At 61.0% G+C, this 17212-nt stretch carries 14 protein-coding genes and 1 tRNA gene; 7 read left to right on the top strand and 8 right to left on the bottom strand.

Annotated elements, in window-relative coordinates; translation table 11 throughout:
• Positions 1-110 precede the first annotated feature (110 nt).
• From Q0859_RS04715 to Q0859_RS04705, 3 genes are read left to right on the top strand one after another with little or no spacing between them, the layout of a single operon-like run.
• Complete coding sequence (locus Q0859_RS04715) at positions 111-1178, top strand: glycosyltransferase family 4 protein (protein ID WP_299148074.1); 1068 nt, start codon at positions 111-113, stop codon at positions 1176-1178.
• On the top strand, positions 1175-1627 hold the full coding sequence (locus Q0859_RS04710; protein WP_299148072.1) for a hypothetical protein: 453 nt from the start codon (positions 1175-1177) through the stop codon (positions 1625-1627). Before Q0859_RS04715 ends, Q0859_RS04710 begins: the two co-directional genes overlap by 4 nt.
• A complete protein-coding gene (locus Q0859_RS04705) occupies positions 1624-2550 on the top strand; it encodes a hypothetical protein (RefSeq protein ID WP_299148070.1) in 927 nt (308 codons plus the stop codon). Before Q0859_RS04710 ends, Q0859_RS04705 begins: the two co-directional genes overlap by 4 nt.
• Before the next feature lie 30 nt (positions 2551-2580).
• Here the strand turns inward: Q0859_RS04705 and Q0859_RS04700 are convergent, their stop codons facing one another.
• Positions 2581-4371 carry a caspase family protein gene (locus Q0859_RS04700; RefSeq protein WP_299148068.1) on the bottom strand — a complete coding sequence of 597 codons (1791 nt, stop codon included), beginning with the start codon at positions 4369-4371 and terminating at the stop codon, positions 2581-2583.
• Positions 4372-4572: 201 nt separating this feature from the next.
• Between Q0859_RS04700 and Q0859_RS04695 the strand changes: the two genes are divergently transcribed.
• The 4 genes from Q0859_RS04695 (at position 4573) to Q0859_RS04680 (ending at position 8794) form a co-directional block, all read left to right on the top strand.
• Positions 4573-5175 carry an OmpA family protein gene (locus Q0859_RS04695; RefSeq protein ID WP_299148066.1) on the top strand — a complete coding sequence of 201 codons (603 nt, stop codon included), beginning with the start codon at positions 4573-4575 and terminating at the stop codon, positions 5173-5175.
• A 46-nt stretch (positions 5176-5221) separates the two neighbouring features.
• Positions 5222-7375, top strand: coding sequence for a serine/threonine-protein kinase (locus Q0859_RS04690; RefSeq protein ID WP_299148063.1), 2154 nt, complete (start codon positions 5222-5224; stop codon positions 7373-7375).
• Positions 7376-7502: 127 nt separating this feature from the next.
• A complete protein-coding gene (locus tag Q0859_RS04685) occupies positions 7503-8084 on the top strand; it encodes a hypothetical protein (protein WP_299148061.1) in 582 nt (193 codons plus the stop codon).
• Entirely contained in the window at positions 8081-8794 is a 714-nt protein-coding gene (locus Q0859_RS04680) for a hypothetical protein (RefSeq protein WP_299148059.1), read from the top strand. The genes Q0859_RS04685 and Q0859_RS04680 overlap by 4 nt, the downstream gene beginning before the upstream one ends.
• Before the next feature lie 82 nt (positions 8795-8876).
• Here Q0859_RS04680 and Q0859_RS04675 read toward each other — a convergent pair whose 3' ends face one another.
• The 7 genes from Q0859_RS04675 to speB all read right to left on the bottom strand — a co-directional run bounded on the left by Q0859_RS04675 (position 8877) and on the right by speB (position 17138).
• Entirely contained in the window at positions 8877-10784 is a 1908-nt protein-coding gene (locus tag Q0859_RS04675) for a PhoX family phosphatase (protein ID WP_299148056.1), read from the bottom strand.
• Between the two features lie 153 nt (positions 10785-10937).
• A complete protein-coding gene (locus tag Q0859_RS04670) occupies positions 10938-12584 on the bottom strand; it encodes a sulfatase-like hydrolase/transferase (protein ID WP_299148054.1) in 1647 nt (548 codons plus the stop codon).
• A 6-nt stretch (positions 12585-12590) separates the two neighbouring features.
• Complete coding sequence (gene nrtS, locus Q0859_RS04665) at positions 12591-12839, bottom strand: nitrate/nitrite transporter NrtS (protein ID WP_299148051.1); 249 nt, start codon at positions 12837-12839, stop codon at positions 12591-12593.
• Between the two features lie 96 nt (positions 12840-12935).
• Positions 12936-13009, bottom strand: a tRNA-Gly gene (locus tag Q0859_RS04660).
• Between the two features lie 36 nt (positions 13010-13045).
• The gene (locus tag Q0859_RS04655; protein WP_299148049.1) at positions 13046-13882 is read right to left on the bottom strand and encodes a methyltransferase domain-containing protein; all 837 of its coding nucleotides are present in this window, start codon (positions 13880-13882) and stop codon (positions 13046-13048) included.
• A 25-nt stretch (positions 13883-13907) separates the two neighbouring features.
• Positions 13908-15953 carry an ASKHA domain-containing protein gene (locus Q0859_RS04650; protein WP_299148046.1) on the bottom strand — a complete coding sequence of 682 codons (2046 nt, stop codon included), beginning with the start codon at positions 15951-15953 and terminating at the stop codon, positions 13908-13910.
• 228 nt (positions 15954-16181) lie between these two features.
• Positions 16182-17138, bottom strand: coding sequence for an agmatinase (gene speB, locus Q0859_RS04645; protein ID WP_299148045.1), 957 nt, complete (start codon positions 17136-17138; stop codon positions 16182-16184).
• Positions 17139-17212: the final 74 nt, after the last annotated feature.

Raw genomic sequence — 17212 nt, 5'->3', positions numbered from 1 at the left:
CCCCTTACCCTGGGTCAAAGGATAGAAACCGGCACCTGATCGAGTCAACTGAGGCCCCTCGCGCATCGGCGTGGTCTCGCCAAAACGCGCCGCCTGTGCCAGAGTTGGGCATGTTCAATGCCGTTTCTCCCGGTCCGGTTGAGGTGTGCTTCTACCCGGACTACCGTGACTTTAATCCTTATCAGGACCTGCTTTATCGGTCCCTAGGGCCCTCCGTCCTTACGACCCCGCTGGCAGATATCGCAGGCCTTGGGTCAGAGCCGAGCGCTGGCCGCGTCCTGCATCTGCATTGGGAGACGGCGGCCATCTCCAACGGTACCATGACACCCCAGGGGCTTCTGGATGCCTTGTCCGCCTTTCGCGACCGGGGCGGGCGGATCGTGTGGAGCATGCACAATCTTATGCCCCACAACCCGCGAGAGCGCGCGGCAGCCGCACAGATCCGCAACGGCCTGCTGGCACTGGCGGATGTGGTGCACGTGCACTCGCTGCCTGCCCTGGCGGCGGCGATGGCGCATCACACGCTGCCCTTGGACAAGGTGCGCGTCATTGCGCATGGCAATTACGATGGGATCTATCCTGTTGTTCCGCGCGCCACGGCCCGTGCCGCATTGGGGTTGGACGACGCGCATATGGTGCTGCTGCTGGCGGGGCAGATGCGCGCCTACAAGGCCCCCGGCACCCTTGTTGACGCGTTCCGACAGGTGGCCGGGCCGGATGATCGGCTGATCCTTGCCGGTCGCCGGGCCTCTGACGTGGAGGATCTGTCGATCCCGGATGATCCACGCATTATGACCCGGATGGAATTTCTGGATACTGCCGATCTTGCACAGGTGCATGGGGCCGCTGATATGGCGGTGCTGCCCTATACCGACTCCCTGACATCCGGCTCGGCCATTCTGGCGCAGACCCTCGGGCGTGGCGTGTTGGGCACAGACACGCCCGGATTGCGGGACGTGGTGACCATGCCCTCGACCGGGGTGCTGTTCGAGGCAGATGCGTTGGCGGAGGCATTGGGCACCGCCTTGGCTGAGGGACCGGCGGTTTGGGCCGCGCGCGGCAAGGCAGCGGCGCAGGTCAGCCGGGCGCGCGACTGGGCCGTCTTGGGGGCATCATGGCGGGCGCTGTTTACAGAACTCGCTGCTCGGACGCGCCCTGCCAGGGTGCTTGGACCATGACATTTGATGCCATCCCCCCTGATGACAACGCTGACCGGGCCGACGGATCGGAACGCCCCGCCGACGCGTTTGAGGCGGCATGGCCCTTCAACGCAGACAGCGCGCAGGTCGAGGGATTGCTGCACAGTGACCGGTTCATGTCGATCATGCTTGTCGATGTCACAGGGCTGCACTGGGACCAGATCGCACCCTATCTGGACACGGTGCGCGAGACGGCAAGAACCAAGGAAATGGTGCCGGTGTTCATCGTCGATCTGGTCGATTACCGGCCCCTGATCGCGGAAAATCTGGCCTATGACACCCTGCCAAACGCGGCCCTCAATGCGCCCCTTGCGCCCGAGATCGACTGGCGCAGCTATCTTGCGTGGCGGCGGATCCTGTTGCGGGACAAATGGCATCCTGCCGCGATCATCACCTTGGGCCCTCACGCCGAATGGGGAGTGCCATGATTGATCTTGGCACCTGTGACGTGGTGTTCCTCAGCTTTGATGAGCCCAATGCGGAGGACCATTTTGAGCGCATCCAGAAGGTGGTGCCCCGCACGCGCCGGGTGGCGGGGATCAAAGGGTTTGACGCTGCACATCGCCGCGCCGGAGAGGTCTGCGTCTCGCCGCATGTGATCACGATAGATGCGGACAACGTGCTTCTGGACCCGGAATTTCTGTCAGCGCGCTTTGACATCGCGCCACGGGATCGGGCACGGGTGTTTTCATTCAGCGCGCGCAACGGCGTGAACGGGCTGTGCTATGGCAATGGCGGGGTGAAAATCTGGCCGCGCAGCACGCTGCGGACCCTCCAGACCCACGAGAACGCGGCAGGCCCCAGAGGGGCCGTCGATTTCTGCTGGACGGTGCCATATTATCAGGTGAACCGGTTACTGTCCGAGGTGATTGTCACGGGGTCAGACTACCAGGCGTTTCGGGCCGGATTTCGCGAAGGGGTCAAGCTGAACCTCGCCGATGGTCAGATCGCCTATGACGCCTATCCGGACTTGCCACGGGCCGAGGCACTTGCGACGCATATCGGGCCGCGCAACCTTGATCGGCTCAAGGTGTGGTGCTCGGTCGGGGCGGATGTGGAACGTGGGGACTGGGCCATATTCGGTGCGCGCCTCGGCTGTGTGATGGCCGCCCTTGACGGGTTCGACATCGCCAAGGTGGCGGATTACGGATGGATGGATTATTTCTGGTCCGAGCGGATCGCGCCCCATTATACCGACGGCCAGGCGCGGGCGGCGCGGACCGAGGCACTTGGGGTGCAGTTGAACGCGGCGCTGGATCTTGGCCTTGACGCGCTGGATGCGGTGGCCTCCAGATATTTCAAGTCGACCTTTCCGGGGCACCGGGCCTATGGGGCGATGCGCGTGGTATGATGTGCAGGGTAAACAGGCCCGCACGCGCGATCACTCAATCTCGATGATAAAGGCGCGGCCGGTGCGGGGCAGGTCCACATCGTTCCACTCGTTGCCAGTGAATTTTTCGAGGTCCATATCCTTGGTCCATCGGTAAAAAGTCGCATATTCGCTGTCATAATCGACCCCGTTGTTGGGGTTTCCATAGGCCCAGTTTGTAAAGGACACGGGCTGGTCGTTGACCCATGACCAGCCGCCATCCGGCTCGCGGCCTTCTTTCTTCTGGTAGAACCCAAAGGTGGGTCCGTAACTGTGACGCCCCTGGCCTGCGTTGCTGACCTGCCAAAACCGATCATCCCGGCTGACAAGCTGGTAGACGAAATCGTTCTCTTCCGCGTCACCCATCACCGCAAGATATCCGCCCGCGCGTTCGGCCAAGGCCTGTGCTTCGGGCCACTTCATGCGCCATGCCAGCACCCCGATATAGAGATGATCGCCGTACCATCCGTACAGGATTTCCCAGTCCTTCAGGACCTCGGCGGCCCGGATCAGCCGCGGATCCGTTTCGACCTGCACGAGCGCATCAGGAGCCCATTTGCGCGCATCAAGGGACGAATAGATCGGGATGGTGCTGACCTCGAGGCCCGAGACGTCGATATCCATCGCGCGCACCGTAAACTCGGTCATTATCCCGGTCGAAGGCAACTGGTTGGCCTGCTGGAAATCCGCGATGGATTTGCGGGTCTTGTCGCCCATCACCCCGTCCGCGATCCCCGCATCATAGCCCAGGGTGGCAAGTTTCGTCTGGATCAAACGGATGTCGGCCACGCTCAGCCCAAGGGTCCCTTGGTCGCTGCCGCGATCCGTGCTCTCGCTCGCGAGATTTGCGACCGTGATGTTTTCGGATCGGGCAAGGGCGTCGCGTTCCTGTTCGGCAAGGCCCGCGAACTGGCTGTCGGGAAAGCGGTCCAGAAACACGGACCAGCCGCGCAGAGAGTTCATTTCGCGCACCGCCTCATAAAGCGCCTGCTCGCGTTGAAAGGCGAGGGTCTGGCCCGCTTCACCTTCGCCGATGCGCAGGTAAATTTCAGTTGCCAAGTCGTTGTTGATGATCGGGATCTGCTTGTCCTCGGTCTCGAGCTTGACGTCACCGATGACGCGCTTCATTACGCTGAGGATCTCGGAATTCGGAGTGTCCAGATGGCGTGCAACCGAGGCGGCAAAGGGTGAATTCGCGCCCGCCCCATCATAGGCGACCTGACCGGGTGAGGCCGAAAAGACCACCATCGCACCTTGCGCAGACGCCCTGAGCGGCACAAGCCCACGGGTTTGCAATGCCCGGCTTTCGGAAAAATTGTCCTGATAGAACGCATTGGCCAGCGGATTGTCGCGGCAGGCATCCACAAAGATCAACGAGGCATGTGCGGTTTTCTGGATCGCCTTGATGATGGCGTCGATCGGCGTGGTCTCGGATGGAATATCAAATTCGGTGCTCAGCTTTGCATCGGTGCCAAGGAAGTAATTGCGCCCTTCAAACTGCATCCCGTGCCCTGCAAGGTAGACGAATGTGACGTCCGCATTCTCGTTATCGTCCAGAAACTGCGACAGGCTTTGGCCGATTTCGGCGCGCGTGAGGTTCTCGTGCAGGGTGACGTCGAAATCGAGGCTTTCGAGCACCCCGCCGATCAATCGGACGTCGGCAGAGGGGTTTTGCAGGTTGGCGGCATGCGCATAGGCACCATTGCCCAACAGGAATGCGGTGCGCTTTTCGGCCGTGGCCGGCGACATGCCGCCAACCAGAAAAAGCAGTGCGATCAGTATTTGAAAATTCAGTCGAATCATGGCGAAGTCTCCGCTTGACGTAGGGGAATGTTATCCGCGTCAGATCGAATGTCGCAACAAAATGCTGGACGCAAGAAGGACAGAGAGGTTGACCACCCGGCCAGCGTACCCCGAGCCACTGCGGCGAAAAAATTTGGCATGTGTCGCCCGTTGCGATAGGCTTTGGGCAGATTGCTCATATATTTTTATGAAGGAATTCCAATGATACGCCTCGACACATTTCTGGTCGCAGCCACGGTCAGCCTTACTGGCCTCCACGCCCCCGCCATGGCGCAAAACGCGGCCGACCAAACCGTCGAAGAGATGACGGAAAATTTCAAAAAGCAGAAAACGCGCGGGCTGGTGATTGCAACGCCAAGCACCCAGACCGCAACGACAGACACCGCCACGACCAATGACACCACGGTCGCCGCGACCACGACCACCAATGCGCCGGTGGCGGAAGAGCTTGCCGCGATTGTCCCAAGGGACGAGCAGGTGAACGTCAATGTGGCCTTCGATTTTGACTCCGCCGCGTTGCGCGCTGATCAAAGGCCGAAACTGGGGGCGTTATGTGACGCGCTCAAGGCGGCTGACGTCCAAAAGATACGCATTCTGGGGCATACCGATGCGTCAGGCTCGACCAGCTATAATGAACGCCTTTCAAAGCTGCGCGCCGAAGAGGTGAAGCGTTTTCTGATCACTGATTGCGGCTATCCAGCCGAGCGGATGGAGGCGGTGGGCGCGGGCGAGCGGTTCCCGTTTGACCCTGATGATCCCTTGGGCGATGTCAATCGGCGCGTCGAATTCCAAGCGTTGAGCTAAGCGTGGACATGGGCTCTGGCACCAAGATCCGATGCGAGGGCCGATTGTGAGTTCCAGGGCCAATCGCGGCATCTTTCAGATCGGGGATGTGCTCAACAACACCTATCGCATCGACAAGGTGCTGGGCCTTGGCGGCACATCCGAAGTCTATCGCGCCAAAAGCGAGATTTCGGGTCGTGTCGTGGCGGTCAAGGCCCTGCGCACCGAGTTTTCGCGCGACGAAGCCTTTCTGGCGCTGATGACCCGCGAAGAAGAGATGCGCGAAATCCGCCATGATGCGATTGTGCGCTATTACGACAACCAACGCACCGATGATGGGCATGTCTATCTGGTGATGGATTATGTCGACGGCCCCGGTCTGGATCGCAAGCTCAGGGACGGTGGAATGTCGGCTCAGGACCTGTTGATCGTGGCGCGCCGGGTGGCCGAAGGTCTGGTCGCGGCCCATCGCAAGAATATCGTTCACCGCGATCTGTCGCCCGACAACATCATCCTGCGCGATGGTGATCCCAATGACGCGGTGATCATCGACTTTGGCATCGCCAAGGACACCAACCCCGGTGCCGAAACGATTGTGGGCAATGAGTTTGCGGGCAAATACGCCTATGCCGCCCCCGAACAGCTGAGCGGGCAGACCGACGCGCGCGCCGATATCTACGCTTTGGGGGCGTTGCTGCTGTCCACCTTTCGCGGCAAAAAGCCCAATATCGGCAACAACCTTATGGATGTGGTCAAGATCAAGGCGCAGCCCCTCGACACAAGCGGCGTTCCCGAGCCGCTGAAATCCCTGATCGACCGGATGACGACGCCGGATCGCGAAGATCGTCTGCAAACTGCCCAAGCCGTCCTGGATGCGCTCGCGCCCCCCGATACCGCTGACGAGGACCGTACCGTTGTCGTGCGCCGTCCCGCTCCGGACGCAAGGCCTGAGGCATCGACTGTCACACAGGCCCCCATCGCACCAGTCGAGACTACGCCGCCCCCCGTTACGCCGTCCAAGCGGCGGGGCATCGTGCCCATTCTGGCTGTACTCGCCGTCGCAGCCATTGGCGCGGGCGCTTACGTATCAGGTGCTTTGGACGGCTTGCTTGGCCCGCAATACCCGGTGGTCGATCCCTACACGCTGGTGGTGTCGCGCGCCGAAAACGAACAGCCGTTGGCGGTGGGTCATGTCCCCTCCGAAACGGCCCGCGATGCGTTGGACAGTCTGGTCGGGCAATCGGGCGGCACCACCGAGTTGACCTTGGCCACCGGGGACATACCGCCCAGTTGGGACGCTGATGTTTTGCGCCTTGTCGATGCGGTCAGCCATCTGCCCGACTGGCGGGTACACGCAGATGCGCAGCGCGTCCAGATAAGCGGGCTGACCTACGATAAAACGGAACAGGACACGCTGACCGCAGCCCTGACCGAAGGGGATATCAAGGGCGCGCTCGACGTGGTGGCACGCATCGACCTTGGCCCCCGGTTTCTGGACCCGCAGACCCTGGCTCCGATCCTGCAAGCCCATCAAAACTGCGGCGATCTGGACGTCATGGACGCGCCGCTGACGGGCTATCCAAACGGGGGGCAGGTGCTTGTGGCCGGGCGGCTGGACAGTGCCGCAAGCCGCGACAGCCTATCGGATCAGTTGACAGAGGCCATCGGGGACCGCAGCCTCGCCCTTGAGGTCGACATTCTGAACCCCACGCTGTGTCTGATTGATGGCGTTCTGCCAAATGTCCCCGAGGCTGGCGTTGGTATCGAGTTCAGGAACGGGGCTGACGGCACGCTCAACCCCACGGGCGATTTTTATGTTGGCCAGAATCCGGTCATCGAAATCATCATCCCGTCCGAGATGACTGACGGGTATCTGTTCGTGTCTGCCTTGGATGTCTCGGGCAATGTGTTTCACCTGCTGCCAAACCTTTTTATGGCCGACAACAGCCTTGCGGACCTGCGCGGCGGGCGCGGGGGCGACCTGAGGCTTCGGGTGGCGCACAGTGCAGCCGACGGGCAGGACGGCAGCAAGCTGGCCTTTCTGGTTGATGATACGTCCTTGGGCAAAACCAAGATCATCGTCATCCACTCGGACCGCCAGATATTTGATGGGGTGCGTCCGACAACGGAATCCGCGGGTGGATATGCGGATGCACTGGCCCAACGTCTTGGATCACTCAATTCACTGGACAGCCGCATTTTGACGACACTTGAACGCTAAGGCGGGCAGGCACGTTGGCGGGGCGCATTCTGCAGGGCCTGTGGGCGGGCACAACCAGCTTGTCACCTCCTCAAGACGGTGCAACAGTTCCATCATTGATTGAAGCAATTGTCTGGATCGCATTGTTATGGGCCTTGAAAGTCGACTGAAGAAAAAGCTTGTTCTGTACGAAGGCAAAATCCCGCACATGTATCTCGACAGTGTTGGCAAGGTGACCGTCGGCGTAGGGCACATGCTGCCAAATCTGGCAGCTGCTCAAAAGCTGTCATTCGTGAATGCCAAAAATGCGGCGGCCAGCGCGGCCGATATCAAGACGGATTGGGATGCGGTTGTTGCCAAGGGCAAAGGGTTCAAGGCCAGCGCCTACAAACATGACAAGAGCCTGACATTGCCTTCCTCAAAGATCGAGGCGCAGATGAGTGCGCATATCAAGAGCTTTCGCACGGAACTCAAAAAGATATTTCCTGATTTCGCGTCCTATTCCGAAGATGTGCGACTGGCCCTGTTCGACATGATCTTTAACCTCGGCATGACAAACCTGCGCAAAAAATTCCCGACCTTCGTGAAGGCGGTCAAGGACAAGGACTGGACGAAAGCGGCCAGCGAATGCAAACGCAAGGGGATTTCGGGCACGCGCAATGCCTTTGTCAAAGGTCTCTTTGAAGGCGAAGCCAAGAAGTCCGCGGACGACACTGGAGATGAAAAATGATCTCTTACCGATATCTGGCCCGCGCACCCTTGGTCTGCTTGGCCATCGCAGCAGGGTATGAGGGTCATGCGGATGAATTGCCGACACTGGCCCCGTCCGGGTTTGAACGTTTCTTTGTGCTTGATGGGGCGGCAAATGCGCCAGACGCGATTGAACAACTCTTGACCGCGCAATGGCAGGATCAGTTCATCATTCAGGAAGGGGCAGATACGGGACGCGAGATCGCTGTGTCGTCCTGCCCATCCTTCTTTGCGGCACGTGCTGCGGCATTGGAGCCGGACGCCCCGAGTGAGTGGCCGATCTATCGGGATTATGGATTGCGCTGCCTGGCCTTGCAGGAAAGTGTCTATCTGCGCGCGGCCCCTGATCTGATCGCGCAAGGTATGGATGAGGGGGCGCTGGCCACTCTTGACTTGCCGGTATCGGATATGGTTTCCGATGAAATCGTTGCGATCCCGCCGGATGGGCTTGTGCCGATCCTGTTTGAGGACGGGCAGGGCACGTTGACCATCGACGCGGACCAATTCACCTTTGAGGTGGTGGACAGCCTGTCGACCAAGACCGTTCCAAACGCGACTTTGCTGGTGATGATGGCGGCGGCGTCCCTTGAGGGCAGCTATAGCACCGCGACACTGTTCCGCCTCGACCGAACCAAGCCGGACGGCCCCTATTCGGTGTCACGCCGGATCAATGCCCGGCACGAGGATTAAGGCATGAACATGCGCGTCGAACAAACGGGCGCAGATTGCTCTGCACCCGTCAGTGTCGTCAATGCAGCCCGGCCGTGCTTACCTACCCGACCAGCGCCCCATCTGACCGCTTCACCGCCACAATGGCCGAGCGGGGCAGGGAGCCTTCGCCGTCCGGGAAGGGGGCGTCGGGGTGCTGGATGCCGACAAACATCGTGCGCCGGTCACTGGACCATGTGAGCCCCGTCACCTCGGCTCCGTTCGGACCTGTCAGAAAGCGGCGGATTTCGCCCGTCACCGGATCACCTGCCAGCATCTGGTTGTTGCCCATGCCCGCAAACTCGCCCTCATTCTCGTCGTCACCATCCGTCTGGATCCACATGATGCCGGTTGTGTCGAACTGCATCCCGTCGGGTGAGTTGAACATATTGCCCTCATTCACATTTGCCGACCCGCCATAGGCGGTGTCGCCATGCACAACCGGGTTGCCGGCCATCACATAAAGGTCCCATTCAAACGTGTTGGACGCGTGGTTGTCCCCATCGGGGCGCCAGCGTACGATCTGCCCAAAGTTGTTTTCTTCCCGCGGGTTGGGGCCATTGGCGGATGTGTCATCCCCGCCCGCATTGGGTTTCACGCCCCGGTTCTTGTTGTTGGTCAGGCAGCAATAGGCCTCGACCGCTGTGGGGTTCACAGCGACCCATTCGGGGCGGTCCATTGTCGTGGCCCCCACCGCAGAGGCGGCCATACGGCTGAAGATCGCGATCTGGGCGGCATCCATGCCGGTTGCAGCGGGGGTCAGGGCAACCCATTCACCGGACATGTCATCGTTGAACCTGGCCGCATAAAGCTGGCCCTCGCTCAGCAAGGTCGAGGTGTCGCCGCCGGGCACGTATTTGTCACGGCTGAGCCACTTGTACATGAACTCGCCCCGTTCATCATCGCCCATATAGACGGCGACCCGGCCATCGGGGGCGAGCGCATAAGCTGCATTCTCGTGTTTGAAACGGCCCAAGGCGGTGTGCTTGACGGGGGTGCTGTCAGGCTTGGCCGGGTCGATCTCGACGATATATCCGGCCCGGTGCGGTTCGTTCGGGTTTTTGGAGATGTCAAAACGCGCGTCGAACCCGTGGTAGTTGTAGCGGTTGGGGTCGACTTCGGTGTTTACGCCATAGCGGATGAACCCGGCGGCGGTCGCCTCGTCCAGTTCAGGCACTTCGGTGGCACCGAAATAGCCGTTGAAATTTTCTTCACAGGTCAGGTACGTCCCCCACGGCGTGCGTCCCGAGCCGCAATTGTTGAACGTGCCCAAAGACGCAGTGCCGGTCGGATCGGCCTCGGTCTTGAGCAGGTCGTGGCCTGCGGCGGGACCATCGATTGTCATGGGCGTGTTGTGGTGGATGCGGCGGTTATAGGGGCTGTCGATCACGACCTCCCACCCGTTTTCGCCCTCGGTGACTTCCATGACGGACACACCCTGAAAGTTTTGCAGGCGCAACACGTCTTCGGCTGAGGCGACCTTGCCTTCTTCGTTCTGGGGCAGGTTCGTTGTGGTGTTCACATATTCCGAGTTCACAACCAGCAATTCGGTACCGCCACCGATGTTGAACAGCTCCATCCCATCGGTGTTTTCGCCGAACACCCGGTCAGAACCTTCTGTGGGGATGCCGGTGGTGGCATCAAATGCAGGTGCGTCCGAAAACAGCGGATCACCCCACCGCACCAGTATCTTCCATTCGTAGCCTTCGGGGACATGGACGGTGCCGTCTGTCTGGATCGGCAGTTGTTCGAAGGCAAAGCGGTCCGATTGCCCCGCCATGGCAGTCGTGCCCTTGAGCATGGATGTGCCCATCACGGCGGCCCCCGACCCAAACGCAATGACACCGTTCATAAAGCCACGACGTGAAATCGCCGCTTCGACCACGCGGTCGAAATCCTGCACGTCAGGGCGGGGAGAGATCATCTCATCCCAATCATCTGGGGACATGGCGGCTTGATCGATATCTTTCATATCTGGCTCCGTACTGTTGGATTGCTGAGGCGCGAAATAGCGCGTGGTCAGGGCTTAGCCCGGCTTCTCAACACATTTGTGACATGGCCGCAGAAAGACAGGAGCGTTATTCTCGTATGGCGCGAGATACTGGCGGGTCTTTGCCGATACGTTCTAGTCTTTGGGGAGGTGATTTTGCCGGGCGGGGCCGCGATATTTTTCGGTCAGCCGCGCGTCGACCTCGCTGCCATCCTTGAGGAAGGGCAGGATTCCCTTGCCGGTCGAGGCCCCGCGTGACGCCACGATGTCGGCTTCCGATTTTGTGACCCGCTGCGACATGCGCAACCCCCACTCATGCAGATATCCGGTCAGCCGTGCAACGACGTCCCGGTGGGTGTTCCCCTTGCACAGATCGTGCAGTTCCTGCGGATCGTCTTGCAGGTCAAACAGCATGTCGCGCAAGCTGTCGGCGGCGCAGTGCATCAGTTTGTAGCGTCCGTCAAAGACCATGAACAGGCGGCAGTCACGCGGGGCAAGCCCCAGTTTGACTGCGGGGGCCTGGGCGGAAAAGTCGTATTCCGAGATCACGTAGTCCCGCCACTCGGGCGTGTTCCCATGCACCCATGGCATCAGGCTGCGCCCCTCGATGATGTGATCGGGAACCGTGCCGCCTGCGGCCTCGACAAAGGTTGCGGCCAGGTCAATCGATTCGACCAGTACGTCCGACACGGTGCCGCGTGTGTCATCCGCGTCGCTGCGCGGGTCATAGAGGATCATCGGCACCTTGACCGAGGGGTCGTGAAACAGGTTCTTTTCGCCCAGCCAATGATCGCCCAGATAGTCGCCATGATCCGAGGTGAGCACGATCATGGTGTGCTCCATCTGCCCTGTCGCCTCCAGGTGGTCGAGCAGGCGGCCCAACTGGTCATCGCATTGCTTGATCAGGCCCATATAGGCGGGGATCACCTTGGCGCGAACCTCCTCATCCTGAAAGGCGCGGCCCACGGGGCCGTTCATAAAGGCGTCAAGGATCGGGTGGGCATCCTCGCGCTCAGCCGCGTCGCGCATCGGCGCGGGGATGTGTTCGGGACCATACATCGAGGCATAGGGTTCGGGCACAATGTAGGGCCAGTGCGGCTTGATATAGCTCAGATGCGCGCACCACGGGCCATGGGTCGCGTCGATGAACGTGATCGCCTCTGAGGTCAGCCAGGGTGTCTCGCTGTCTTCTTCGCGGATATTGGCGGGCAGATCGGTGTTGTCAAACATCCAGCCCGACGCGATCTGGCCGTCCTTGATGCCTGCATTGGCATAATCCGCCCAGGGGTTGGTGCCGTCATATCCCCTGGACTTGAGGTATTCGTTGTAAGGGCTTCGTTTTTCGTCATAAAAACCGTCCGGCCCTTCGGCCCAAAGCCCGTCATCGCGCACCCATGGATCAAAGCCGCATTCGGATTGGCGCACCCCGATGACGCTGTCAGCGTCCAGCCCAAGCCGCTCCATACCAGCCGCATCGACTTTCATATGCGTCTTGCCGATCAGATGGCAGGACATGCCAAGCGCGCGCAGATGATCACCCATGGTTTGCTCGCCCACCCGCAGCGGAAAGCCGTTCCAATGCGCCCCGTGGCTGGCCGCATAACGCCCGGTGTAATAGCACATACGCGACCCGCCACAGATGGGCGATTGCACATAGGCATTGGTAAAGCGCACGCCCATGGCCGCCACATGGTCAAAATTGGGGGTGTGCAGGGTCGGATGGCCCGCACAGCTCAGATAGTCGAACCGCAGCTGGTCATACATCACGAACAGAATGTTCAAATCGGGTTACTCTCCGAGGGTTTGCAGCCGATCCCGCACGGCCATGACCGAAGAGTAGGTGGAGACGGAGTAGGGCACAAGGAAGGTCAGCATGCACTTGGCCCATGCGATGGTGGTCATGGTGCCGCCCGCGATCTTGTCCCCGTGGTTGATCAGCGCAATCACGATGCCCACGACCAGCGCAATCTTGGTGGCGCGCCGCATGACGGTCGGGTCTGTCGCGATGGACCATATGGAGGGGTGCGTCTGTGCCATGATCCAGACATGGCGCGGGGATGCGATGGCGGCAAGCCATGGGTCAGCCACCTCGCGCGACGGTGAGCGGGCGTGTCGAACTTGTGAAGAGAAGGCTGGAGCGGGTAACGAGAATCGAACTCGTAACTAAAGCTTGGGAAGCTGCCGTGATACCTTTTCACCATACCCGCGCGCTGAGGGTGGGATAGGCAAGCACGCCAATGGCGTCAAGTCGATTTGCGCGCGGTGAACAGATTGATGGAGGCCGGGATGCGCAAGTTGTCGCCCTCTTGATATTGCGCGAAACGGGCCGCGATGCGGTCAGCCACAGCACGGCGTTGGGCCGGATTTGCCTCGTGATGGCGCAGCGCCCGGTCTGCCGGGCCGATCTGACAGCACAGATCGGCAGCTTGGCTGAGGTCACCTAAGGGCGTGAGGTGCAGGTCGATCTGCGTGGCCTGAATATCCTCCAGCCCCGCCGCTTGCAGTAGTGCGCAGGTCCGTGCTGCATCTTCAAAGGCAAAGGGGCCGGGTTCCGTGCGATCCACTTTGGGCATTGACCCAAGCACATCCGCTGCCGCGCCTGCGGGCTCCATGAACCAGGGATTGTGCGGGGCAGGCCCCCAAGCCGCGCAGATGATCCGCCCGCCCGGTGCCAGGGCGCGCGCCATATTGGCGAAAGCGGCTGTGGTGTCGGCAAAGAACATGACCCCAAAGCGCGAGATAAGGGCGTCGTAATCCGTCGTAAAAACATGGGTTTGCGCGTCACTCTTCAATAGGTCGACATTCGCGCGCCCACCAAGTCGCCCTTTGGCCAGTTCCAACATCGATGCAGCAATATCTACGCCCGTGACATGGCCCCTATCACCTACCTGATCCAGCGCCTGCAAAACGCTCGCCCCGGTGCCGCAGCCGATGTCGAGCACGCGCTCACCAGGGCGCAGGCCCGCACGCTCAAGCACAAGATCCAGAACGGGCTGGATCAGCGCATCCATTTGCCCTTGCAAGGCAACCCATGCCGGCCCCGCACTTGCGTCCCAGAATTCTTCCTGATCGTGATTCATGCCATGCACCTGCGTTGAGGGTTCATTATCCTGCGCGCCTCCGGCGGCGACGCCCGCCACCACCTTCACTGTCGCCGCCGGTGTTGAAACTGACATCAGGCAACGCCACAACGCTGTTCAAAATCGGAAACGGATCGACAGAATTGGGAATGGCAGAGGCATTCACGAAATGCTCCTGGAACCGCGGCTCGATCGCGGTTTCGACTTTGTGGATGCGGCGCACGGTTTCCTCGATCTCGTGGCGGGCATCACGGTTCAGCAAGGCGATGCGTGCGCCGGTTCCGGCGGCGTTGCCTGCCGATGTGACCTTGTCCAGCGGCACATCGGGGATCATGCCCAGCACCATGGCGTGTTTGGACGAGATATGTGCGCCAAAGGCCCCGGCCAGCACCACGCGGTCGACGCGGTCGACCTCGAACTTGTCCATGAGCAGGCGCGCCCCGGAATAGAGGGCGGCCTTGGCCATCTGGATGGCGCGAATGTCGGGATTGGTGACGGTGATGCGCCGCCCGCCCGTGGCCGTCCCGTCGTAGAGCACATAGGAATGGGTGCGCCCGTCCTCGATGCACCGGGCGGTTCCGGTCTGGGCGGCGCTGCCGATCAGCCCCGACGGGTCCAGTACACCGACAAGCCGCATTTCGGCAATTGCCTCTATAATGCCCGAGCCGCAAATGCCAGTGATCCCGCTGCCTGCGGCGGCCTCTTCAAAGCCATCCTCGTTCGACCACAGATCGACCCCGATGATGCGAAAGCGGGGTTCTTTGGTCACGGGATCGATCTCGACCCGCTCAATGGCCCCCGGGGCGGCGCGCTGGCCCGAGGTGATCTGGGCCCCCTCAAAGGCCGGACCGGTGGGCGAGGAACAGGCCAGTACCCTGTCCTTGTTCCCAAGCAGGATCTCAGCGTTGGTGCCCACATCCACGACCAGGACGAGGTCCTCGGATTTGTCGGGGGCTTCGCTGAGGGCAACGGCTGCGGCATCCGCGCCCACATGGCCCGCGATGCAAGGCAGCAGATAGATGCGGGCCGAAGGGTGGATGTTCAGGTCAAGATCATCGGCGCGCAGGCGCATGCTGTTGGAGGTGGCGAGCGCAAATGGGGCCTGTCCCAATTCGAACGGGTCGATCCCGAGGAACAGGTGGTGCATGACCGGATTGCACACAAAGACCGCATCCACGATCAGCCCTTTGTCGATCTGGGCCTCGGTCGCGATCTGGGTAAAGAGCGCGTTCATGCCTTCGCGCACGGCGCGGGTCATCTCGGCGGCCCCCCCGGCGTTCATCATCCCGTAGCTTACCCGGCTCATCAGGTCTTCGCCAAAGCGGATCTGGGGGTTCATAATGCCGGATGAGGCCACGACCTCGCCCGAGATCAGGTCGCACAGATGGGCGGCAATGGTGGTCGAGCCAAGATCGACGGCAAGGCCATAGACCGACCCCTCGTAATAGCCGGGCCAGACATGCATGATGCGGGGCGCGTTTTCGGCATCGCCCAGATGGATCGCCGCGGTGACTTTCCACGCCCCCTTGCGCAGCACAGGTTGCAGGGTCTGAAGGATATGCAGATCGGCATGAATATTCGTGATGCCCCATTCGGCCTCAATGGCGCGCGCAAGACGTTCCAGATCGCCTGACGGTTCGTGCATGTCCGGCTCTTCGACCTCGACATAATAAAGCTTGGTCGAGGGGTTCATGGTGATATCGCGCGCCTCGGCCCGTTTGCGCACCACTTGCTTGTGCACCTGACTTTCCGGCGGCACGTCGATCACAACGTCGCCCTGCACGGTGGCCTGACAGCCAAGGCGGCGCCCGTCGATCAGGCCGCGCTTGGATTTGTAGCGCTCTTCGACGGTGTTCCAGTCGGACAGGGCATCCGCCTCGACCGTGACACCGTGCTTGGAAAACTCGCCATAGCTTGGCGTGATCTGGCATTTTGAACAGATACCGCGCCCGCCACAGACGGAATCGAGATCAACACCCAATTGGCGGGCCGCTGTCAGGATCGGCGTGCCGGCGGGAAAGTGTCCGCGTTTGCCGGACGGGGTGAAAACGACAAGTGGATCGGTGCGCATGCGGGGCCTCGGGTCTTTGGATTTGGGCCACAATACCGGGGCGCAGGCTGTGCGAAAGGGGACAAACGACATCTCCTCAAAATGCAGTGTCGTATTTTGATGGAAACCGGCCCTCCGGGGGGAGTTTATCTGGCAAGATGAAGCACGGGGATCCTCTCTTCATCTTGCCCGGCAAACTCCGGGGTGAGGCCGCAGGCCGAGGGGGCTGGCCCCCTGACCCCGCCGGAATTATCGATGACCCCGTGCATGAAAGACAAAACCGAGCAGGTTCATCAGCACTTGTGCGGCCAGAATGGCAGTGCTGCCTGTGGGGTCATAATCCGGTGCCACCTCAACCAGATCGATCCCCACCACCTCATGGGCGCGGCTGACCGTTTGTAGTATCTCGACCGCATCGTAGTAGAGGAATCCGCCGTGGCTGGGTGTGCCCGTCCCCGGTGCGATCGAGGGGCAAAATGCATCGATGTCGATGGTGATATAGACCCGCGCACCCTTGGGCAGACGCGCAACCACGCCTTCGGGGCCGAGGGCACGGGTCTGGCGCACTGACAGGATATCGGACCCCATGGCGCGCGCATCGGCATATCCTTCTTTGGCGGTCGAACTGACATTGCGAATGCCGACCTGTGTCAGCCCCGTCACGTAGGGCCGTTCGGCGGCGCGGCGCATGGGATTGCCGTGCCCGTGCCGCACACCGTGTCGCTCATCCACGAAGTCCAGATGCGCGTCGATTTGCAGAATGTGGATCGGCCCCTGATCATCAAAGGCCCGGATGCAGGGGATGTTGATCGAGTGATCTCCGCCAATGGTGACGGGCAGCGCCTTTGCGGCGAGTGCCGCCCGCACGCCGGTTTCTATGTTGCGGTGTGACCCTTCGGTGTCCGTGTGGATGATGTCCGCATCCCCCATGTCCACGATCCGCACGCTTTCGGGCAGATAGGTCGTATCGTCCTCGTGATCGTAGGCCCCTGCATGCCCGAAGCTGAACAATGTGGACGCCTCACGCACCGCCCGTGGACCAAAACGGGCCCCGGATCGCCACTGGGTCCCCGCATCAAAGGGCGCGCCGAGGATGGCCACATCCGCGTCCAAACCGCTCCAATCCTCGGTATAGGGCCGCTTGCCAAAGGTCGCGATCCCCACAAATGGCAGGTTCAACCGCCCAGCTTCATATCCATGTGTCATACCGCGCACTCTGATCGCGTGCGCCAGAACGCGCAAGACACGCGATTGCCCCTTTCCATTCAACCCGGCCCGTG

It is taken from the genome of uncultured Tateyamaria sp. (genome assembly GCF_947497045.1).
GTDB lineage: Bacteria > Pseudomonadota > Alphaproteobacteria > Rhodobacterales > Rhodobacteraceae > Tateyamaria.
Note: the sequence above shows the minus strand (reverse complement) of the source record. Positions and strands in the feature narration are given on the sequence as shown.